The 22020-nt window shown below is 36.8% G+C and carries 17 protein-coding genes; 16 read left to right on the forward strand and 1 reads right to left on the reverse strand.

What is annotated here, in order from left to right:
- The 12 genes from ilvC (at position 1) to PY093_RS08410 (ending at position 16551) form a co-directional block, all read left to right on the forward strand.
- Positions 1–1026, forward strand: coding sequence for a ketol-acid reductoisomerase (ilvC, locus tag PY093_RS08355; protein ID WP_275645434.1), 1026 nt, complete (start codon positions 1–3; stop codon positions 1024–1026).
- On the forward strand, positions 1013–2560 hold the full coding sequence (locus PY093_RS08360; RefSeq protein WP_275645435.1) for a 2-isopropylmalate synthase: 1548 nt from the start codon (positions 1013–1015) through the stop codon (positions 2558–2560). Before ilvC ends, PY093_RS08360 begins: the two co-directional genes overlap by 14 nt.
- A 196-nt stretch (positions 2561–2756) precedes the next feature.
- Complete coding sequence (gene leuB, locus PY093_RS08365; protein ID WP_275645436.1) at positions 2757–3872, forward strand: 3-isopropylmalate dehydrogenase; 1116 nt, start codon at positions 2757–2759, stop codon at positions 3870–3872.
- A 289-nt stretch (positions 3873–4161) separates the two neighbouring features.
- A complete protein-coding gene (gene leuC, locus PY093_RS08370; RefSeq protein ID WP_275645437.1) occupies positions 4162–5589 on the forward strand; it encodes a 3-isopropylmalate dehydratase large subunit in 1428 nt (475 codons plus the stop codon).
- Complete coding sequence (gene leuD / locus PY093_RS08375) at positions 5590–6180, forward strand: 3-isopropylmalate dehydratase small subunit (RefSeq protein WP_275645438.1); 591 nt, start codon at positions 5590–5592, stop codon at positions 6178–6180.
- Positions 6181–6387: 207 nt separating this feature from the next.
- The gene (locus PY093_RS08380; RefSeq protein ID WP_275645439.1) at positions 6388–7413 is read left to right on the forward strand and encodes a tetratricopeptide repeat protein; all 1026 of its coding nucleotides are present in this window, start codon (positions 6388–6390) and stop codon (positions 7411–7413) included.
- Positions 7414–7682: 269 nt separating this feature from the next.
- Complete coding sequence (gene tig / locus PY093_RS08385; RefSeq protein WP_275645440.1) at positions 7683–8969, forward strand: trigger factor; 1287 nt, start codon at positions 7683–7685, stop codon at positions 8967–8969.
- 479 nt (positions 8970–9448) lie between these two features.
- Positions 9449–10711 carry an ATP-dependent protease ATP-binding subunit ClpX gene (clpX, locus tag PY093_RS08390; RefSeq protein ID WP_275645441.1) on the forward strand — a complete coding sequence of 421 codons (1263 nt, stop codon included), beginning with the start codon at positions 9449–9451 and terminating at the stop codon, positions 10709–10711.
- 233 nt (positions 10712–10944) lie between these two features.
- Positions 10945–12618, forward strand: coding sequence for an ATP-dependent protease LonB (gene lonB / locus PY093_RS08395; RefSeq protein WP_275645442.1), 1674 nt, complete (start codon positions 10945–10947; stop codon positions 12616–12618).
- A gap of 336 nt (positions 12619–12954) precedes the next feature.
- Positions 12955–15273 (forward strand): endopeptidase La, encoded by a 2319-nt coding sequence (gene lon / locus PY093_RS08400; protein WP_275645443.1) that lies wholly within the window; start codon positions 12955–12957, stop codon positions 15271–15273.
- A 3-nt stretch (positions 15274–15276) separates the two neighbouring features.
- Positions 15277–15861 carry a ribosome biogenesis GTP-binding protein YihA/YsxC gene (gene yihA, locus PY093_RS08405; protein ID WP_275645444.1) on the forward strand — a complete coding sequence of 195 codons (585 nt, stop codon included), beginning with the start codon at positions 15277–15279 and terminating at the stop codon, positions 15859–15861.
- Positions 15862–16329: 468 nt separating this feature from the next.
- Positions 16330–16551, forward strand: coding sequence for a hypothetical protein (locus tag PY093_RS08410; protein WP_275645445.1), 222 nt, complete (start codon positions 16330–16332; stop codon positions 16549–16551).
- Positions 16552–17104: 553 nt separating this feature from the next.
- Here the strand turns inward: PY093_RS08410 and PY093_RS08415 are convergent.
- A complete protein-coding gene (locus PY093_RS08415) occupies positions 17105–17590 on the reverse strand; it encodes a LiaI-LiaF-like domain-containing protein (protein WP_275645446.1) in 486 nt (161 codons plus the stop codon).
- 243 nt (positions 17591–17833) lie between these two features.
- Between PY093_RS08415 and hemA the strand changes: the two genes are divergently transcribed.
- From hemA to PY093_RS08435, 4 genes are all read left to right on the forward strand, one after another.
- Positions 17834–19192, forward strand: coding sequence for a glutamyl-tRNA reductase (gene hemA, locus PY093_RS08420; protein ID WP_275645447.1), 1359 nt, complete (start codon positions 17834–17836; stop codon positions 19190–19192).
- Between the two features lie 252 nt (positions 19193–19444).
- On the forward strand, positions 19445–20278 hold the full coding sequence (locus PY093_RS08425; RefSeq protein ID WP_275645448.1) for a cytochrome C assembly family protein: 834 nt from the start codon (positions 19445–19447) through the stop codon (positions 20276–20278).
- A gap of 15 nt (positions 20279–20293) precedes the next feature.
- Positions 20294–21226, forward strand: a complete 933-nt coding sequence (gene hemC / locus PY093_RS08430) for a hydroxymethylbilane synthase (RefSeq protein WP_275645449.1) — start codon at positions 20294–20296, stop codon at positions 21224–21226.
- The gene (locus tag PY093_RS08435; protein ID WP_275645450.1) at positions 21226–22005 is read left to right on the forward strand and encodes a uroporphyrinogen-III synthase; all 780 of its coding nucleotides are present in this window, start codon (positions 21226–21228) and stop codon (positions 22003–22005) included. The genes hemC and PY093_RS08435 overlap by 1 nt, the downstream gene beginning before the upstream one ends.
- Positions 22006–22020 lie beyond the last annotated feature (15 nt).

Consider the following 22020-nt stretch of genomic DNA (forward strand, 5'->3'; position numbering starts at 1 on the left):
ATGGCAAAGGTTTACTATAATGGAGATGCAAATGAATTAGCTTTATCAAATAAAAAGGTGGCAGTAATTGGCTATGGTTCACAAGGGCACGCACATGCTTTAAATTTAAAGGAAAGTGGTGTAGATGTAGTTGTTGGTATTCGAAAAGGGAAGTCATGGGATCAAGCAGTAGAAGATGGTCACGCTGTCTATACAGTACGAGAAGCAGTAGAAAAAGCGGAAATTGTGATGGTTTTATTACCGGATGAACTTCAGCCTAAAGTATATAAAGAAGAAATTGAACCAGGTCTTGAACCAGGTAATTCATTAGTATTTGCCCATGGTTTCAACATTCATTTTAATCAGGTTGTTCCACCAAATTTTGTTGATGTATTTTTAGTTGCACCAAAAGGCCCAGGACATCTAGTTCGCCGTACATATTCAGAAGGCGCTGGAGTTCCTGCACTTATTGCAATCCATCAAGATGTTTCAGGGGATGCGAAAGAAGTAGCTTTAGCCTATGCAAAAGCGATTGGTGCAGCACGTGCAGGTGTTCTTGAAACAACATTTAAAGAAGAAACCGAGACTGATTTATTTGGAGAACAAGCGGTATTATGTGGAGGTTTAACTTCGTTAGTTAAAGCAGGCTTTGAAACATTAGTGGAAGCAGGATATCAGCCTGAAGTTGCATACTTCGAATGTTTACATGAACTGAAGCTTATCGTCGATCTTATGTATGAAAATGGATTGGAAGGAATGCGTTATTCCATTTCAGATACGGCACAATGGGGTGATTTTGTATCAGGTCCAAGAATTGTAAATGATCAAGTTAAGGCAGAAATGAAAGAAGTCTTAAAAGATATTCAAACAGGAAAATTTGCTAAAGGATGGATTTTAGAAAATCAGGCAAATAGACCAGAGTTTACAGCTATTAATAATAAAGAAAATGAGCACCAAATTGAAGTAGTAGGGCGTGAGTTAAGAAAGATGATGCCGTTTGTTAAGCCAAAACAAACGAAAGAAGTGGTCGTTAGTGCAAAAAATTAAGATATTCGACACAACTTTACGAGATGGTGAACAGTCAGCAGGAGTAAACCTTAACACTGGTGAGAAGCTTGAAATTGCAAGACAGCTAGAACGGTTAAATGTAGATATTATTGAGGCGGGCTTCCCGGCATCATCTAAAGGTGACTTACAATCCGTGCAAGAAATAGCAAAAATTATTAAGAATAGTTCAGTTACAGGCTTATCCAGGTCAATAAAGAGTGATATCGATGCAGCTTGGGAGGCATTACAAGGAGGAGCAGAGCCAAGAATTCATCTATTCTTGGCAACATCCCCAATCCATATGACATATAAGTTAAAACAAACTCCTGAACAAGTGATTGAAACTGCTGTAAATTCTGTTAAATATGCGGCAAACTACTTTCCAATAATTCAATGGTCTGCCGAAGATGCATGTCGCAGTGATTTACCATTTTTAGCGAAAATCATCACTGAAGTAATCGATGCTGGTGCAAAAATTATTAACATTCCTGACACGGTAGGATATATCAATCCTAAAGAATACGGGGAAATCTTTTCTTACTTACAAGAAAATGTACCAAATATAGGACGTGTTAGTTTATCTGCACATTGTCATGACGACCTCGGAATGGCGGTTGCTAACTCATTAGCAGCCATTGAAAACGGAGCAACGCAAATCGAATGTACCATAAATGGTATTGGTGAACGAGCGGGTAATGCTTCTTTAGAAGAGATAGCTGTCGCACTTCATATTAGAAGTGATTATTACAAAGCGAAAACAAGGTTACACTTACAGGAAATTAAAAGAACTAGTAGTTTAGTTAGTAAGTTGTCAGGTATGGTTATTCCACCTAATAAAGCAGTTGTTGGTCAAAATGCTTTTGCACATGAGTCTGGTATACACCAGGATGGCGTTCTAAAAGAAAAAACAACTTACGAAATCATTTCTCCTGAATTAGTGGGCGTTCAAACAAACTCAATGGTTCTAGGAAAACATTCGGGAAGGCACGCATTTCGTAATCGTGTGGTGGAGCTTGGCTTCCAATTAAATGATCAAGAAGTAAATCGATATTTTAAAATGTTTAAGGAATTAGCAGATAAAAAGAAGGAAGTTACAGATGATGATATTTTTGCATTGTTAATGGAAGAAAAGCTGTCCAATCACGATATTTCAAATTATCAATTAACTTCTTTACAAGTTCAATATGGTACAAATCATATACCTACAGCAACAATTAATCTTAATGATTTAAATGGACAGCAAATTCAAGAAGCTGCAACAGGAGCAGGGAGTGTAGAAGCAATTTATAACACATTAGAACGGTGCATAGGCTCCCAGGTTACGTTAGAGGATTATCGTATCCAATCTGTTGGAGCAGGTCGGGATGCGCTAGCACAAGTATATGTTAAAATGCGTTTTCAAGATGAAGTTTCTACCGGAAGAGGAACTGCTCAGGATGTTTTAGAAGCCTCAGCGAAGGCGTATCTTAACGCAGTTAATCGAGTTTTATATATCAAGAATAATAGACAAATAGCAAAAGAAGTTGGCGTATAAGTTAAGGTTTAATTAAATACAAGATTACAATATTTTTGTACTTAGTTTTAGTGTGTAGCTCCGGGCGCCATCGGACCAGAACTCATAAGCCAGCCGCTTCTAAAAGGCAAAGAACGCCTTTTTTAGAAACGTTCGTCTTATGGTTGTCGCCGATAAACGGGCGCCCTACGCATCTTATTTAAAAGGAGGAGATCTCATGGGTAAGCGGAAGATTGCAGTTTTACCTGGTGATGGTATTGGAAAAGAAGTAGCACGTGGTGCAGTAGAGATTTTAAAAGCTGTCGGAGAACAATTTCATCATGAATTTCAGTTCAGCTATGGCCTGATTGGTGGGGAAGCAATCGATGTTGAAGGTTCTCCTTTACCCCAAGATACAGTTTCACTATGCCAAAACGTTGATGCGGTACTACTAGGTGCAGTAGGAGGACCGAAATGGGATGAAAATCCTCCACAACTTCGCCCTGAAAAAGGGTTGCTACAAATTCGAAAATCACTAAATCTATTTGCTAATATTAGACCTGTTTCTTCTCATAGTAGTTTATCGGATTCTTCGCCGCTTAAAAAGGAAATTATTGAAAACGTGGATTTCGTCATTGTCCGAGAACTAACAGGAGGTTTATATTTTGGTAAGCCTAGTGGAAGATCTGTAGAAAATGGTGAGGAATTCGTTGTTGATACTCTTTACTATAAGAGAGAAGAGATGCGAAGAATTTTAACCACTGCTTTCGAATTAGCAATGTCTAGAAATAAAAAGGTTACTTCAGTTGACAAGGCGAATGTGCTTGAGTCAAGTAAAATGTGGCGTGAAGTTGCAGTGGAACTATCTAAAGAGTATAAAGAAGTAACGCTTGAACATATGCTTGTCGATAATGCAGCCATGCAACTAATTCGTAATCCTAGACAATTTGACGTTATTGTCACAGAAAATATGTTTGGAGATATTTTGAGTGACGAAGCTTCGATGATAGTAGGTTCCTTAGGAATGTTACCTTCTGCAAGTCTTTCAACTTCGGGGCCTAATTTATATGAACCAATTCATGGCTCGGCACCTGATATTGCAGGTAAAGAAATCGCAAATCCAATTGCGATGATTTTATCAGCATCAATGATGTTAAAGCATTCGTTTAACATGGTAGAAGAAGCTGAGGCAATTGAAAAAGCAGTAGATTCAGTTTTGGCAGCAGGCTATAGAACTGCGGATGTTCAACAATTTGGAAAAAGAACAGTCTCAACTACCGAGATGGTTGAGCTGGTAAAAGCAGCGTTAGCTGAAGATAACGCTATTACAAACATCATGTCTGCATATGCGTGATAAATGATAATATCAGAATATGTGCAAATATAAAATTGGGTAGCTAGTTTAAGTGTCTAGCTCCGGGCGCCATCGGACCTGAGGTCATAAGCCAATCCCTTCCCGAAGGCAAAAAACGCCTTCAGTCAGGGCTCGTCTTATGCTTGTCGCCGCAAGGCGGGCGCGCCTTGCGCTTTTCTTAGAAATTATTAATAAAAAGATGCACTTTCTAAGTTACCGCTAGAAAGTGCATTCTTTTATCAAAGGCTCTTTTCTAACAGCCTTATCACAAAAAAAGAGGTGGTTGTGCATGAAGCCAAAAACTATTATCGAAAAAATATGGGATCAACATATTGTTCATTTTGAAGAAGGAAAACCAGACTTACTATATATAGATTTACATCTCGTCCATGAAGTAACCTCCCCACAAGCTTTTGAAGGATTGCGTATAAAAAATAGAAAAGTGCGACGCCCAGATTTGACGTATGCAACGATGGATCACAACGTCCCAACTTTGAATCGTTACATTATCCAAGATGATATTGCGCAAAACCAAATGAGTGCACTCGAACAAAATTGTCAAGAATTTACAATTCCACTAGCCGATTTACATAGTCCAGATCAAGGGATTGTCCACGTAATTGGGCCAGACCTTGGTCTTACCCAACCTGGAAAAACAATCGTCTGCGGTGACAGTCATACTTCAACGCACGGTGCTTTTGGCTCTCTAGCTTTTGGAATTGGGACAAGTGAAGTTGAACATGTCCTTGCAACTCAAACACTATGGCAGCATAAACCTAAAACACTTCAGGTTAACATTACTGGTAAATTAGCAATCGGTGTATCAGCAAAAGACGTTATTCTAGCAATCATCAATAAGTTTGGTATTGATTTTGGCACAGGTCATATTATCGAGTTTACTGGCGATGTTATTAAAAATTTTTCAATGGAAGAAAGAATGACTGTCTGTAATATGTCAATTGAAGCTGGTGCAAAGGCTGGGTTAGTTAGCCCAGATGAAACAACATTTTCTTATTTAAAGGGAAGAAAATATACTCCTATTGGTGATGACTTTGATGAAGCAGTAGCTTTGTGGTCAAGGCTTGCAACTGATGAGGGCGCTTCTTATGACAAGGTTGTGGAAATTGAAGGAGAAAGTATTGCTCCGACTGTCACTTGGGGAACAAATCCAGGTATGAGTGTTTCAATTGATCAAAGTCTTCCCAATCCGCTAGATTTTGATAATGAGGACGATCAAAAAGCGGCTTATCGTGCATATGACTATATGGGATTAACACCAGGAACATCTCTTTTGGATGTACCTTTAGAGCATGTTTTTATTGGATCGTGCACGAATTCACGAATTGGTGACTTAAGAGAAGCAGCTAAGGTAATTAAAGGAAAGAAAGTGTCAAAGAATGTTCGTGCAATGGTTGTGCCAGGTTCGCAAGAGGTTAAGCGCCAAGCTGAAGAGGAAGGCTTGGCCAGCATTTTTATAGAGGCTGGATTTGAGTGGAGAGATTCAGGCTGCAGTATGTGCTTAAGTATGAATCCGGATATCGTACCAAGTGGTGAAAGATGTGCCTCAACATCTAATCGAAATTTTGAAGGAAGACAAGGAAATGGTGCCAGAACCCATCTTGTAAGTCCTGCGATGGCCGCTGCAGCAGCGATTTATGGGAAATTTATTGATATAAGAAAACTTCAAGAACAAGTCGTAAACTATGGGGGGAAGTAAATGTCTTCAATAAAGGTACACACAGGAAAGGTTGCAGGTTTAAATCGAACGAATGTCGATACTGATCAAATCATTCCGAAGCAATTTTTAAAAAGAATAGAACGTACAGGATTTGGGCAATTCTTGTTTTATAATTGGCGTTACAACCAAGATGGTATCTTAAATTCCGATTTTGAGCTAAATCGTCCAGAGAATGCTGGAGCAAGTATTTTAGTATCCAGTTACAACTTTGGCTGTGGTTCTTCAAGAGAACATGCTCCATGGGCATTGTTAGACTACGGTTTCCATGTGGTTATTGCTCCCTCGTTTGCAGACATTTTTTATAATAACTGTCTTAAAAACGGTATTGTACCAGTCGTTTTACATAGTGATGATACCAATTATTTACTAGAAAGATCACTAGACAAAGACTATCAGTGTACAGTATCACTTGATGAACAACGGGTATTTGATAGCTTTGGATTTGAAAAGACTTTTGAAATTGATCAGCACTGGAAGTCGATGTTGGTAAACGGACTCGATGAAATCGGTTTAACACTCTCATACGAAGAACAAATCACTAATTTTGAACAGAAATCAACTACCAATTAATATAAGTAGCATTTGATAGGGGACACCACATGTCCCCTATTGTTTTATTTAAAAGACATTGTTAAACTAATACCCAAGTTTGTTACTTGAAGCAAAGTATTAAAATCAGTAACTTAAGTGATGTTCGAATCCTTCTATTATAAAAAATTGTATTTGGTTCGTACTAGAACATCGAATATGATAAGTTAAAGTTTGGGGTTGTATTAGGTGGGTAATCAATCAAATGAAAAAAAAGCAAAAATCATCCAATTTCCTAATTTAAAAGAACGCTTACTTGAAAAAGGGATGGAAGCAATTCAAAATAAGAATTTTTCTAAAGCGTTGGACCTTTTGTCTCAAGCGAAGGAAAATGAAATTCAAGATCCTGAATTAGAATTTGGAATCGTTCTCTGCTTATTTGAATTAGGAAGACTAGCTGAAGCCAAATTAGCATGTAAAAAAATGTTGCTAGAGGATGTAGGCGACTATTATAAAGTTCTTCAATTTTATTTAACAATCCTTATCCAACTTGGAGAATATAATGAGGTCCAATCAACACTCGAGGCTGTCTTTGAAGAAGATCGAGTTCCTCCTCAGTATGCAGAAAATTTATTTAACCTTCTGGAATTCAGTAGGAAATTCAATAAGCCTATTGAGGAACCAACCGACAAATACGATTTGCCTGATAAAATTGACACAATTCGACAAACCCTATTAGTAGGAAAAGATAAAACTGCACAACTGAAAGTCATACAATCGTTAAAGGATAGTAATATTTCAAAATATATGGAGTTAGTACAAACCTTTTTAGAAGATGCAGATAAGGATTTAATTTTAAAAACAATGATCCTTCAATTATTGATCGACCATTCTATTGATAAAGAAGTTAACGTTGAAAAAATGGGTAAGTACATAATTGTTATTCCTTCAAAGCTAAGAGACATTTCAGAGGAGGAATATGCAATTAAAGTCCTAGATTGTTTAGAAGATAACTTAGGTAACGACAACCCAAGTCTCTTTGAGGTAGTTAAAGAAATATGGCTAAGGCACTTATATGTTATTTATCCATTTACTCCAAATGACTACGAAAGTAACGTATGGTCTGCAGCTCTTCATATGTATGGGAATGAACTACATGGTGCTATAATTGAAAATGGAGAAATAGAGAATTTGTATGGTGTTAAGGAGCAAAAAGTTAATAAGGCACTGATCCTGATTAAAAAAATAGAAAAAATTTCTTTTTTTGAAATCTAATTCAAGCTGTTGAAAGGAAGATAGAGTGTGTTATAATGTAATGGTTGTAAAATACTCGTATGCCTACATATAAAGTAAAAAAGATTACTACATAAGCATGGCGGTATAAATAGATAATGACTTGTTAACAATGGGCAAATATACAGTTTGTCCAACAGTCGACGGTTAGATATGTGCAATCATTTAGAGGATCACCCTAATTTTATGACAGCATATTCATTATCTGACAAAGTAAATTTACTATCATAATAGATGCTGGAGGGAAATATATGTCTGTAAAATGGGAAAAATTAGAAGGAAATGAAGGTGTCTTAACTATTGAAGTTGACGCCGATAAAGTAAATCTTGGAATTGACGAAGCTTTTAAAAAGGTTGTTAAACAAGTTAACGTACCTGGTTTTCGTAAAGGGAAAATGCCACGTAACTTATTTGAGAAAAAATTTGGTGTAGAATCATTATACCAAGATGCACTAGATATTATTTTACCAGATGCATATGCTAATGCGATTGACGAAGCTGGTATTGAGCCAGTAGACCGTCCAGAAATCGACATTGAGCAAATGGAGAAAGGTCAAAACCTTATCTTTACTGCAAAGGTAACAGTTAAGCCAGAAGTTAAACTAGGTCAATACAAAAACCTTGAAGTTGAAAAAATTGACCCAACTGTAACGGATGAAGATGTAGAAAATGAATTAAAGTCTATCCAAGAGCGCCATGCTGAATTAGTTGTAAAAGAAGAAGGTTCAGTAGAAAACGGAAATACAGTAGTCATCGACTTCGAAGGCTATGTTGATGGAGAAGCATTTGAAGGCGGTACTGCTGAAAACTATACATTAGAAATTGGTTCAGGTACATTCATCCCAGGTTTCGAGGAGCAATTGGTAGGTCTTGAAGCGGGTGCACAAAAGGATGTAGAAGTATCTTTCCCTGAAGAATATCATGCTGAAAACTTGGCAGGAAAACTAGCAACTTTCAAAGTGAAATTACATGAAATTAAAGCAAAAGAACTTCCTGCTTTAGATGACGAATTAGCTAAAGATGCTGATAATGAAGTAGAAACTCTTGCTGAATTAAAAGCAAAAACGAAACAACGTTTAGAAGAAACAAAAAAGAATGAAGCAGAAAATAGCCTTCGTGATACAGTAATTGAAAAAGCTGCTGCCAATGCAGAAGTTGATATTCCTGAAGCAATGGTAAACACTGAGCTTGATCGTATGTTAAAAGAATTTGAGCAACGTTTACAAATGCAAGGAATGAACATGGATCTTTACTTCCAGTTCTCAGGACAAGATGAAAATGCACTTCGCGAACAAATGAAAGATGATGCAGGAAAACGTGTTCGCATCAACTTAACATTAGAAGCAATTGCAAAAGAAGAAAATATTGAAGTTACTGATGAAGAAGTTACTGAAGAATTAGATAAAATGGCAGAAATGTACCAAACACCACTAGCCAACTTGAAGAAAATGCTAGGTAGCCTTGAAGGAGTTAAAGAGGATCTAAAAATCCGTAAGGCAATCGAATTTCTTGTAGAAAATAGCACTGATGTTGCATAATAGTAAGTAAGGGAACAAGGCGCGACTTGATCGTGCCTTGTTTTATAACTATTTTATTACATAGAGACTTGGATACGGTTGTTTTTTAAACAAAAAATAACTTTTAAGCCAATCCGTCCGGAAGGTAAAGAACAACCTTCCAGTTGGCTTGTCTTATGCTTGTCGCTCAGGTAGGCGGGCGCGCCTTGCGCTTTTGTTGTATCAAAGTAAGTAAACATAAGTTTTATTATTGAATTAATGGGAAAGATAAGATTAGGGTTATCTATTTTTGGTTTCTTGATCTTTCTTTACCTACATAATCTTTTTGCGCTAAGCAACATAATTTTCATATTTTTTCACTACATATTAACAAAAGAGTTATTACTACCAGTTTTATGTGTGAGTGTGGTAAAATCCACTACATAACTATTTTTATTAGACATAATAAAAAGGTCTGTTTACTAAAAAATAAGATATAGACATTTATAAGGGGTGACAGGATGTTTAAATTTAACGACGAGAAAGGGCAATTAAAATGCTCCTTTTGTGGTAAAACACAGGATCAAGTTCGTAAATTAGTAGCTGGTCCAGGCGTTTATATATGTGATGAATGTATCGAATTGTGTACCGAAATTGTAGAAGAAGAACTTGGTACGGAAGAAGAAGTTGAATTCAAAGACGTTCCGAAGCCAAAAGAAATAAGAGAAATCTTAGATGAGTATGTTATTGGCCAAGATTCTGCGAAAAAGTCTTTGTCAGTTGCAGTTTATAATCACTACAAGCGTATAAATTCTAATAGTAAAATCGATGACGTGGAATTATCAAAAAGTAATATTGTTATGATCGGACCAACTGGTAGCGGTAAAACGTTACTCGCTCAAACTTTAGCGCGAATTCTTAACGTTCCATTTGCAATTGCAGATGCAACTTCATTAACAGAAGCAGGTTATGTAGGGGAAGACGTAGAAAACATTCTTTTAAAACTTATCCAAGCGGCAGATTATGATGTGGAAAAAGCAGAAAAAGGAATTATCTACATTGATGAAATTGATAAAGTTGCACGAAAATCAGAAAACCCTTCTATTACACGTGATGTTTCCGGTGAAGGTGTGCAACAAGCCTTATTAAAAATTCTAGAAGGTACTGTTGCAAGTGTTCCACCACAAGGCGGACGAAAACACCCGCATCAAGAATTTATTCAGATTGACACTACCAATATTCTTTTTGTTTGTGGTGGTGCATTCGATGGAATAGAGCAAATTGTTAAACGTCGTTTAGGTAAAAAAGTAATTGGGTTTGGGTCAGAAGCAAAACAAGATGATTTAAACCAAAAAGAATTACTGTCAAAAGCTCTACCAGAAGACTTATTAAAATTCGGGCTGATTCCAGAGTTTATTGGAAGACTTCCGGTAATTGCAAGCCTTGAGCCACTTGATGAAGAAGCATTGGTGGAAATTCTAACCAAACCGAAAAATGCATTAGTTAAACAATATCAAAAAATGCTTGAATTAGACGCTGTAGAGTTAGACTTTGAAGATGGTGCCCTACTTGAAATTGCTAAAAAAGCAATTGAAAGAAAAACGGGAGCACGTGGATTACGTTCAATTATTGAAGGAATTATGTTAGATGTTATGTTTGATCTACCTTCAAGAGATGACATTACAAAATGTGTAATTACTGCTGAAACGGTAAGAGATAATATTGCACCAAAACTACTTTTAGATGATGGAACTGTTGTGGAAGACGCAAAAAATTCAGCATAATTTTAAAATGAAACGTAGCATGGCATGGCAACCCCATACTTTGCTACGTTTTTTCTATTTTTACAGGACTTTAAAGGACGGTAAAATAGTCGGTTAGTATAGTGATTTTGATAATAACTAGCTAACACAAACGACATTTCTTTAGGCATTAGCCTATTTCTTGTTTATTACACCCTTACATCGGAAATACTAGCTTATAACAAAGACAACTATGAGCTTAGGGAGGGTTTTTCATGAGTTGGACAGGTATTGCATTATTTGTACAGCTATTTTTTGGAGTTATAATTGGTCTCTATTTTTGGAATTTACTTAAGAACCAGCGAACACAAAAAGTTTCTATCGATAAAGAATCACGTAAAGAAATGGATCAACTTCGTAAAATGAGAGCAATCACTTTAACTGAGCCACTATCCGAAAAGGTTAGGCCTACAAGCTTCAAAGATATTGTTGGACAAGCAGATGGAATTCGTGCTTTAAAGGCAGCATTATGTGGACCAAACCCGCAACATGTAATTGTTTATGGACCTCCGGGTGTTGGGAAAACAGCTGCTGCTAGATTAGTTTTAGAAGAAGCTAAGAAAAACGCAAAATCCCCATTTAAACCATCTGCTGTTTTTGTAGAATTAGATGCGACTACCGCGCGGTTTGATGAACGTGGAATAGCTGATCCGTTGATTGGTTCTGTACATGATCCAATATACCAAGGAGCCGGCGCAATGGGCCAAGCAGGTATTCCCCAACCAAAACAAGGTGCAGTGACACATGCACATGGTGGCGTTCTTTTCATCGATGAGATAGGAGAGCTTCACCCTATTCAAATGAACAAAATGCTAAAAGTACTAGAAGATCGCAAAGTATTTTTAGAAAGTGCTTACTACAATGAGGAAAATACACAAATTCCAACACATATTCATGATATTTTCAAAAATGGTCTTCCAGCAGATTTTAGAATGATTGGTGCAACTACGAGAACTCCAAATGAAATTCCACCAGCAATTCGATCGCGCTGTCTAGAAGTGTTTTTCAGGGAATTGGATCAAGATGAAATTTCAGCTGTTGCTAGAAATGCTGCCGATAAAATTAATATGAATATCACTAATAAAGGGATTCAAACGTTATCTTCATACGCAAGAAATGGGCGAGAGGCGGTTAATATGGTACAAATTGCTGCTGGCTTAGCCATTTCAGAAGATCGTGACGGGATACTAGAAGAAGATATAGAATGGGTTATCCACTCAAGCCAAATGACTCCGCGTTACGAAAAGAAAATTAATAAATCGTCTAGAGTAGGTCTTGTAAATGGATTAGCTGTTTTTGGGCCTAATACAGGTGCTCTGTTAGAAATAGAAGTAACTGTAATTCCAGCGATAGATAAAGGGACGATTAATATAACTGGCATTGTAGAGGAAGAGAGTATAGGGGATAGGGGGAAATCAATTCGCCGTAAAAGTATGGCAAAAGGTTCAACTGAAAATGTGATCACAGTATTACGATCAATGGGGGTACAAGCAGCTGATTTTGATATTCATGTTAATTTCCCCGGTGGAGTTCCAATAGATGGGCCTTCCGCAGGAATCGCAATGGCAACAGGAATTTATTCTGCAATCCACGAAATTCCAGTTTATAATACGGTTGCTATGACTGGTGAAATTAGTATTCATGGTAATGTTAAGCCAATAGGTGGAGTAATAGCAAAAATTAAGGCAGCAAAACAAGCTGGTGCAAGTAAAGTGATTATCCCTGCTGAAAATATGCAATCTATTCTGCGAGAGATTGAGGGGATTGAAATAATTCCTGTTACGCAATTAGAGGAAGTATTTAAAATTGCACTTGATCGATCAAGTTTTCAACAAACAGAAAAGATTATTCCAGCTGCAGCCAACTATTCTAAAACAGAATCAGTCTAATGTTTAAATAATTTGACTTCGACATACTATAATGGTGAACTCCATTTTTTTAGGAGTATAGGTCGGAGTCAATTTTGTGTTTACGCATTATCATAGGGTAGCAAAATCTTTCGAAACCTATTTAAAGGTACAAGAAAATAAGTTTGAACTTAGTTATGGTGTCTAGCTTCCGGCTCCTTTGCGCTTTTCTTAAGTTGTAGCTCTTAGAATAGACACTAGCAATTAAATAAGATAGAATTGTACAAAGAATCGTATTTTCTGACCATAAGCTAGAATGATGTGAAAAAACAAGATTGATCTTAGAAATAAATATGTAACTTAGAGGTGTTTTTTGCAATGGAAAATAACAAGGAAATCATTGTTCCTCTTTTACCACTACGGGGCTTACTAGTATATCCAACCATGGTACTTCACCTTGATGTTGGTCGTGATAAATCTGTACAGGCACTTGAAAAGTCGATGGTAGAAGATCATAAAATCTTTTTGACGACACAAAAAGATGTGGCGATAGATGATCCAACCGAAGATGATATATTTGAAATGGGTACACTGACACAGGTTAAACAAATGCTTAAGCTTCCAAATGGAACAATTCGTGTATTAGTTGAAGGCTTGTCTCGTGCAAAATTAATGGAATTTTACGATGAAGGCGAGCATGTTGCTGCTAAGGTAGCAATTTATGAAGATGATGGGGAAAAGGATGTAGAAAGTGAAGCATTAATGCGAACAATGCTTGAATATTTTGAGCAGTACATAAAGCTTTCAAAAAAAATATCTGCTGAAACATATGCAACGGTAACAGATATCGAAGAACCAGGTCGTTTAGCTGATATTATTGCTTCACATTTACCCTTGAAGCTTAAGGAGAAACAAGAAATTTTAGCAACACTAGATGTAAAAGAAAGAATGGATAATGTAATTACTGTTATTAATAATGAAAAAGAAGTACTAACACTAGAAAAGAAAATTGGACAACGTGTTAAACGGTCAATGGAACGGACACAAAAGGAATACTACCTGCGCGAGCAAATGAAAGCCATTCAAAAAGAGTTGGGTGACAAAGAAGGAAAGACGGGTGAAGTATCTTCCTTAAAGGAAAAAATTGAAAAAGCTGAAATGCCTAAAAATGTTGAAGAAATCGCTTTTAAAGAACTAGAACGCTATGAGAAAATTCCTTCTACATCAGCTGAAAGTGCGGTCATTCGGAATTATATTGAATGGCTACTTTCACTTCCGTGGACAAAAGGAACTACCGATCAATTAGATATTAACCGTGCAGAGGAAATTTTAGAGAAGGATCATTATGGCCTTGATAAAGTAAAAGAACGTGTTCTAGAATACTTGGCAGTTCAACAATTGACGAAGTCATTAAAGGGACCTATCCTATGTCTAGCAGGACCTCCTGGGGTAGGAAAAACATCATTAGCTCGTTCGGTAGCTAAATCATTAGGTCGACATTTTGTTCGTATCTCTTTAGGTGGAGTACGAGATGAATCCGAAATCAGAGGTCACCGGAGAACGTATGTAGGGGCAATGCCAGGTCGTATTATACAAGGAATGAAGAAAGCGGGAACCATAAACCCAGTATTCCTTCTTGATGAAATCGACAAAATGTCAAACGATTTTCGTGGTGACCCATCATCAGCTATGCTTGAGGTACTAGATCCCGAACAAAATAATGCCTTTAGTGATCATTTCATTGAAGAGCCATATGATTTGTCAAAAGTAATGTTTATTGCAACTGCAAATAATTTGGCAACTATTCCGGGACCCTTACGTGACAGGATGGAAATTATCACCATTGCTGGTTACACAGAGCCAGAGAAGGTACATATTGCGAAAGACCATTTATTCCCTAGACAGATTGAAGAACATGGGCTAAACAAAGGTAAGATACAATTGCGCGACGAAGCTATACATTGTATCATTCGCCAGTATACCCGTGAAGCAGGGGTTCGTAGTCTTGAAAGACAATTAGCCAAAATTTGTCGTAAGGCTGCCAAAATCATTGTTGGTGAAGAGCGAAAGCGTGTAATTATTACAGAAAAGAATATCGAGGAATTTTTAGGGAAACCAACCTTCCGTTATGGTCAAGCAGAAATTGAAGACCAAGTAGGTGTGGCAACTGGATTAGCCTATACAGCATTTGGCGGAGACACTCTTTCAATTGAGGTTTCAATTGCACCTGGCAAAGGTAAGTTAGTATTAACAGGTAAACTTGGTGATGTAATGAAGGAGTCAGCACAGGCTGCTTTTAGTTATATCAGGTCCCGTGCTTCAGAGTTGAAAATAGACCCTGAGTTCAATGAGAAAAATGATATCCATCTTCATGTCCCTGAGGGTGCGGTTCCAAAGGATGGACCATCAGCAGGAATAACAATTGCCACTGCTTTAATATCTGCATTAACAGGTCGAGCAGTACGGAAAGAAGTGGGCATGACAGGGGAAATAACCCTACGCGGTCGTGTTTTGCCAATCGGAGGTCTAAAAGAAAAATCATTAAGTGCCAACCGGGCAGGTTTAACGAAGGTCATAATACCTAAAGATAATGAAAGGGATATAGATGATATCCCTGAAAGTGTTCGGAAAGAATTAGAATTTGTTCTTGTATCACACTTAGATGAAGTACTTGAACACGCATTGGTAGGAGAGTAAATAATGAAAGTTATAAGTGCGGAAATTGTCATCAGTGCAGTGAAGCCTGATCAATATCCTGATGTTACATTGCCTGAGTTCGCATTAGCAGGCCGTTCAAACGTAGGAAAATCATCGTTTATTAATAAAATGTTAAATAGAAAAAACTTAGCACGCACATCTTCAAAGCCAGGAAAAACACAGACCTTAAACTTTTATTTAATTAATGAAATCCTGCATTTTGTTGATGTACCTGGGTATGGCTATGCAAAAGTTTCAAAAACAGAGCGTGAAAAATGGGGCAAGATGATTGAAACTTATTTAACAACAAGAGAGCAACTTAAGGCTGTTATACAAATTGTTGATTTACGTCATCCTCCTAGCAAAGATGATGTTATAATGTACGAATTTGTGAAGCATTATGATATACCTGTGATTGTAATAGCAACAAAAGCAGATAAAATCCCAAAAGGAAAATGGGATAAACATTTAAAAATTGTTCGTGAAACCTTGAATTTTGATCCTACTGATCACCTGGTCTTGTTTTCTTCAGAAACAGGTCTTGGGAAAGATAAAGCGTGGGGTGTAATGCAGAGTTTTATGGAATAATTAGAGAAGCTGGTTTCGGGTATTTAACCTTGGAGTCAGCTTCTTTTATTTATAGAGGATCAATATCTAAAGTACCCTAGTATCAGTGATCTCTAAATGGAGTCGGGTATCAAAAAAATGTAACTCCAAAAAATAAAAAAAAGTAAACAAAAGCGCAATCTGTTGCCTGAAACCGTGCAAAAAATTGAAAACGGTAACGAAATAAGCAATCTGATGCCCGAAACTTCGTAAAAAATAGAAAACGGTAACCAAAAGAGCAATTTGATGCCCGAAATCGCGCAAAAAGTAGAAAACGGTAACCAAAAGAGCAATCTGATGCCCGAAACTCCGTAAAAAATAGAAAACGGTAACCAAAAGGACAATCTGATGCCCGAAATCGAGAAAAAAATAAAAAACGGTAACCAAAACAGCATTCTGATGCCCGAAACTCCGTAAAAAATAAAGAACGGTAATCAAAAGGACAATCTGATGCCCGAAATGGTGAAAAAAATAAAAAACGGTAACCAAAACAGCATTCTGATGCCCGAAACTCCGCAAAAAATAAAAAACGGTAATCAAAAGGACAATCTGATGCCCGAAATCGTGAAAAAAATAAAAAACGGTAACCAAAACAGCATTCTGATGCCCGAAACTCCGCAAAAAATAGAAAGCGGTAACCAAAACAGCATTCTGATTCCCGAAACTTCGTAAAAAGTAGAAAACGGTAACCAAAACAGCATTCTGATGCCCGAAACTCCGCAAAAAATAGAAAACGGTAACCAAAACAGCATTCTGATGCCCGAAACTTCGTAAAAAATAGAAAACGGTAACCAAAAGGACAATCTGATGCCCGAAATCGCGAAAAAAATAAAAAACGGTAACCAAAACAGCATTCTGATTCCCGAAACTTCGTAAAAAGTAGAAAACGGTAACCAAAACAGCATTCTGATGCCCGAAACTCCGTAAAAAATAAAAAACGGTAATCAAAAGGACAATCTGATGCCCGAAACCGCGCAAAAAATAGAAAGAACAACCTCCAAGCCGGGGGCCGTCTTATGATTGACTTGCGTAGGATGTACTGGTATCGGTGTTCGCCTCAGGGACCTGGCTGGTTTTATAATCCGACGTTCCTGAGGAAGCAGTCGTCATCGGCATTGCCATCAGGAAGGAAAAACCACCTTCTTAAAGGAACCGTCTTATGCTTGTCGCAGGTATGGGGGTGTCCTGCGCTTTCTAACCAATATCTTCTGTATATGGGTATAGATTATTTCTTTTTGATGAATAATAAATAAAAACCAGAAGCAATAAGAATTACTGGCCAAAATTTTATCACAAAAGAGAAGTCACTCTCAAGAAAACCGAGCGATTGAATAAACTTATCATAATATAGAATTAGAAACGACATAGCTAATAATAACAGTCCTTGAAATAAGCCGGATTTTGTTTTTACATAACGTAGTAAAAAGCCTATAGCGATAATTAGTATAAGCATTCCATAATGTTTTGGCCAAAATGAAAGAAGATTTGCGCTGTGAAAATGAATACCGAATCCTACTAAGATTACACCAGGCAAAATAATGCTATGGTCATTACCCGAGTAAGCTTGGACAAGCAATGCGATTCCGATAATAATTACTAGTGTTTGCCATGTGAAAAAACCATTGATTATTGTTATGTTAAGTTGTTGTAAGAGGAAATAGCTACCCATTCCAATTAATATAATCCCAGGGAATATACTCTGTTTCTTCATATAAACCTCCTTATGTATGTGCAGGTTACTTGATTATCTTCTTATTTTTTGGTATTGTACTTGATGTAATATACGACACGATTCGACGATTTTAAAATTGAACAAAAAAAGAATCCTCTTAATATTATCATACGATTTCATAATCTGTTCACATTTTTTTAATCGCCCTTATTATAGACATGTTATACTATAATAAGGTCAATTTTGTTAATTATTAAAGACTTTTTGGGGGTGTAATTACACATGCATATAATAGTAGTTGGATTAAATTATAAAACTGCCCCTGTTGAAATTCGAGAAAAGCTAACGTTCAATGAAAATGAATTAGCTGAAGCCATGAAAACCTTAAAGAATCAAAAAAGTATTCTTGAAAATATAATCGTATCAACATGTAACCGTACTGAAATTTACGCGGTTGTTGATCAATTGCATACAGGGCGTTATTATATAAAATCATTTTTATCTGAGTGGTTTGGAATTAACAAAGAAGAGTTTACTTCGTATTTAAGTGTTTTTGAGAATGATGGTGCAGTTGAACACTTGCTTAACGTGTCCTGTGGGCTAAACTCGATGGTTGTTGGAGAAACACAGATATTGGGACAAGTTCGTTCTAGTTTTTTGTTAGCACAGGATGAAAATACAGTTGGCACTGTGTTTAATCATTTATTCAAACAAGCGATCACACTTGCAAAGCGTGCACATTCAGAAACTGAAATTGGTGCCAATGCTGTTTCTGTAAGCTATGCGGCGGTTGAGCTTGCTAAAAAAATATTTGGTAATTTAGCAGATAAAAATGTACTTATTTTAGGTGCTGGAAAAATGGGCGAGTTAGCGGTTCAAAACCTTTACGGAAGTGGTGCCAAAAAGGTTACGGTTATCAATCGAACATTAGCCAAAGCAGAAAGCTTAGCAGAACGATTTTCTGGTAAGGCAAAGTCTTTTACCGAGCTTCAATGTGCATTAATAGATGCAGATATTATCATCAGTTCTACAGGGGCAAAAGAGTTTGTCATTACAAAAGACATGATGGTACATGTGGAGCGTTTAAGAAAAGGACGTCCATTATTTATGGTTGACATTGCCGTTCCCAGGGACCTTGACCCTAGTTTGGCCGAGTTGGATAGTGTCTTTTTATATGATATCGATGACCTAGAAGGTATTGTTGAAGCCAATTTGCAGGAGCGTAAAAAAGCGGCAGAAGTTATTGACTTGATGATAGAAGCTGAGATCGTTGAGTTTAAGCAGTGGCTAAATACTCTTGGTGTTGTACCTGTTATTTCTGCCCTTCGTGACAAGGCTCTTGCGGTTCAAGCTGAAACAATGGTAAGTATTGAACGCAAACTTCCAAATTTAACAGACCGTGAGAAGAAGGTTCTAAATAAGCATACAAAGAGTATTATCAACCAGCTTTTAAGAGATCCAATCTTACGTGCTAAAGAGCTTGCAGCAGAACCAAATGCTGAAGAATCACTAAAACTATTTATGAAAATTTTTGACATTGAAGAAGCAATCCAGGGTGAGTGTAACACACAAAACGTTCAGAAACCAATGAAAACGGATCATGTGTTAGTTCCTTCAAAGCAGGCTTCTCTACAATTATAAAATAGTAAAGTCTCCGGTAGGGTTATATTTCTACAAATGATAATAGTTAATTATACGCTAAACAACCCACATGCTCACCCTATTTAGCGGAGACATGATTGTTAGGCTATAGACTAGTTATCCCCCACTTAGTGATATTTAAGGTGGGGGATTTAGCCTGTTAAGTGGTATAAAAGATTCAGTAACGAAGATTCCATAATTGAAATAGATAAGGAATCCATTGTTCAAAATCTTTTGGAGAGGAACTTTTTAATGGTAGAGATGAATATAACAAGGTTGCACGAGTTTATAATCATTATTTATGCTGTATGTGTCTTACTATATTTTATAGACTTTCTTCATAATAACCGGAAGGCTAATCGTACAGCCTTCTGGTTACTTGCATTTGTATGGCTATCCCAAACGTTTTTTTTAGTTTACCGAGTGATAGAAACTGGAAGATTTCCAATACTAACTATCTTTGAGGGTTTGTATTTTTACGCTTGGGTACTTATAACACTATCATTGGCAATTAATCGGTTACTAAGAGTAGATTTTATCGTTTTTTTTACAAATGTGTTAGGATTCTTTATTATGGCCTTACATACATTCGCACCTGTACAATATGAGTCCAGTGCAATGGCAGGTCAACTTATATCAGAACTACTAATCATCCATATAATTATGGCGATTTTGTCTTATGGGGCATTTTCACTTTCTTTCGTTTTTTCGATCCTCTATTTAATTCAATATAATTTGTTAAAGAAAAAGAAATGGAGTAAAAGACTTACACGAATACAAGATCTAACTAAACTTGATCATATGTCATATGTATTAAATGTCATCGGAGTACCGATGCTTTTACTAGCGTTAATCTTAGGAGTATTATGGGCGTATATAACAATTCCGGATTTTTATTTGATTGACGCAAAAGTATTGGGCTCATTTACAGTATTACTTGTTTATAGCTTTTACTTGTATAAAAGGGTTGTTCAACAACTTCAAGGAAAGGCAATTGCTATATGGAATGCTGGTTCTTTTTTGGTGTTACTTATTAATTATTTCTTATTTGGAAGTCTATCACGATTCCATATTTGGTATTCATAAAATTAGGAGGCTACTATGCGAAAAATTATTGTTGGTTCTCGTAAAAGTAAGCTTGCACTAACTCAAACAAATTGGGTTATAAGCAAGCTAAAAGAATTAGGTGCACACTTTGAATTTGAAGTAAAAGAGATTGTAACAAAAGGTGATCAAATCCTAGATGTGACTTTATCTAAAGTAGGCGGTAAAGGTTTGTTTGTTAAAGAAATTGAACAAGCTATGCTAGGTAATGAGATAGATATGGCAGTTCATAGTATGAAGGATATGCCAGCAGTTTTACCTGAACATTTGATGATTGGTTGTGTTCCAAAGCGTGAGGATTACCGCGATGTCCTAATATCAAAGGATCATATTAAGTTTAATGACCTTCCAAGTGGTGCTGTTGTTGGAACAAGCTCACTACGTCGCGCAGCCCAATTGTTAGCACAAAGAGACGATATTGAAATTAAATGGATCCGCGGTAATATTGATACAAGACTTGCGAAGCTTCAAAGTGAAGAGTACGATGCAATTATTTTAGCGGCAGCTGGATTAGTAAGAATGGGTTGGTCGCAGGATGTAGTTACAGAATATTTAGATGCCCAAGATTGCGTCCCAGCAGTTGGGCAAGGTGCATTAGCAATTGAATGTCGTGAATCAGATCAGGAATTACGAGAAGTGCTGTCATTATTAAATGACGAAATTACAGCTAGAGCAGTAGCTGCCGAACGAGCATTCCTTCATAAAATGGAGGGGGGATGCCAAATTCCAATTGCTGGCTTTGCGCAAATAGCTGAGAATGATGAAGTTGTTTTAGCTGTACTAGTTGGATCTCCTGACGGGAAAACAATTTATAAAGAAATAGTAAGAGGAATGGATCCGGTTGATGTTGGGAATATAGCCGCTAGTAAGTTAACAGCGATGGGTGCGAAAGACTTAATTGACAAGGTAAAAGAGGAGCTTGACAAATAATGGAGCTTGATAAACCTCTGAACGGTAAAAAAATCATTGTTACTAGAGGTGAAAGTCAAGCAAATGAGTTTTCCGAAAAAATTGAAGAAGTCGGAGGGATCCCCATTAAGGTCCCATTACTTTCTTTTCAATATCCACAAAATATTACAAGTATAAAAGAGGAAATTGAAAACATCTCTACATATGATTGGCTTGTTTTTACTAGTAAAAATGGAGTCGAATACTTTTTCGACTTACTCAAGAAATATTCACCATTTAAACGTGACTTACCAAAAATTGCAGTTGTTGGCCCTAAAACTGAGGAAGTCCTTAACGAGTATGGATTTAAAGCAGATGTGGTACCAGTAGATTACGTTGCGGAAGGGTTGTTAGAGGCTTTGCTACCTCAAATTCAACAGAATGACCGTATATTGTTGGCAAGAGGAAACCTCTCAAGGGAGCATCTTGTGATGGAATTAGAAAAAACAGCTGCATATGTTAAGGATCTAATCATATATGAAAATGTAGAAAACACTGAAATTCAAGAAGAATTACTTACGATACTACGAAACGAGAATGTTGACGTTATTACGTTTACTAGTTCATCTACTGTAAGAAATTTTATAAGAATGGTTGAGGGTTCTAATTGGACCGAATACAATCAAAAATGTGCTGTTGCGTGTATTGGCCCAATTACGAAAAAATCAGCTGTAGCAGCAGGTTTACGGGTTGATATCTGTCCAAATAATTACACGTTAGATGATTTACTTGAAGAGATAATATCGTTTTATAAAAATTGATAAAAATAAGGGAGG

This window comes from Cytobacillus sp. S13-E01 (genome assembly GCF_029193815.1).
Lineage (GTDB): Bacteria > Bacillota > Bacilli > Bacillales > Bacillaceae_L > Bacillus_BV.

Bases quoted from the DNA above. Each gene is read 5' to 3' on its own strand.
- ilvC (WP_275645434.1), top strand. From the start codon at position 1: ATGGCAAAGGTTTACTATAATGGAGATGCAAATGAATTAGCTTTATCA.
- leuB (WP_275645436.1), top strand. From the start codon at position 2,757: ATGGGTAAGCGGAAGATTGCAGTTTTACCTGGTGATGGTATTGGAAAA.
- leuC (WP_275645437.1), top strand. From the start codon at position 4,162: ATGAAGCCAAAAACTATTATCGAAAAAATATGGGATCAACATATTGTT.
- leuD (WP_275645438.1), top strand. From the start codon at position 5,590: ATGTCTTCAATAAAGGTACACACAGGAAAGGTTGCAGGTTTAAATCGA.
- tig (WP_275645440.1), top strand. From the start codon at position 7,683: ATGTCTGTAAAATGGGAAAAATTAGAAGGAAATGAAGGTGTCTTAACT.
- clpX (WP_275645441.1), top strand. From the start codon at position 9,449: ATGTTTAAATTTAACGACGAGAAAGGGCAATTAAAATGCTCCTTTTGT.
- lonB (WP_275645442.1), top strand. From the start codon at position 10,945: ATGAGTTGGACAGGTATTGCATTATTTGTACAGCTATTTTTTGGAGTT.
- lon (WP_275645443.1), top strand. From the start codon at position 12,955: ATGGAAAATAACAAGGAAATCATTGTTCCTCTTTTACCACTACGGGGC.
- yihA (WP_275645444.1), top strand. From the start codon at position 15,277: ATGAAAGTTATAAGTGCGGAAATTGTCATCAGTGCAGTGAAGCCTGAT.
- PY093_RS08410 (WP_275645445.1), top strand. From the start codon at position 16,330: ATGCCCGAAATGGTGAAAAAAATAAAAAACGGTAACCAAAACAGCATT.
- PY093_RS08415 (WP_275645446.1), bottom strand. From the start codon at position 17,590: ATGAAGAAACAGAGTATATTCCCTGGGATTATATTAATTGGAATGGGT.
- hemA (WP_275645447.1), top strand. From the start codon at position 17,834: ATGCATATAATAGTAGTTGGATTAAATTATAAAACTGCCCCTGTTGAA.
- PY093_RS08425 (WP_275645448.1), top strand. From the start codon at position 19,445: ATGGTAGAGATGAATATAACAAGGTTGCACGAGTTTATAATCATTATT.
- hemC (WP_275645449.1), top strand. From the start codon at position 20,294: ATGCGAAAAATTATTGTTGGTTCTCGTAAAAGTAAGCTTGCACTAACT.
- PY093_RS08435 (WP_275645450.1), top strand. From the start codon at position 21,226: ATGGAGCTTGATAAACCTCTGAACGGTAAAAAAATCATTGTTACTAGA.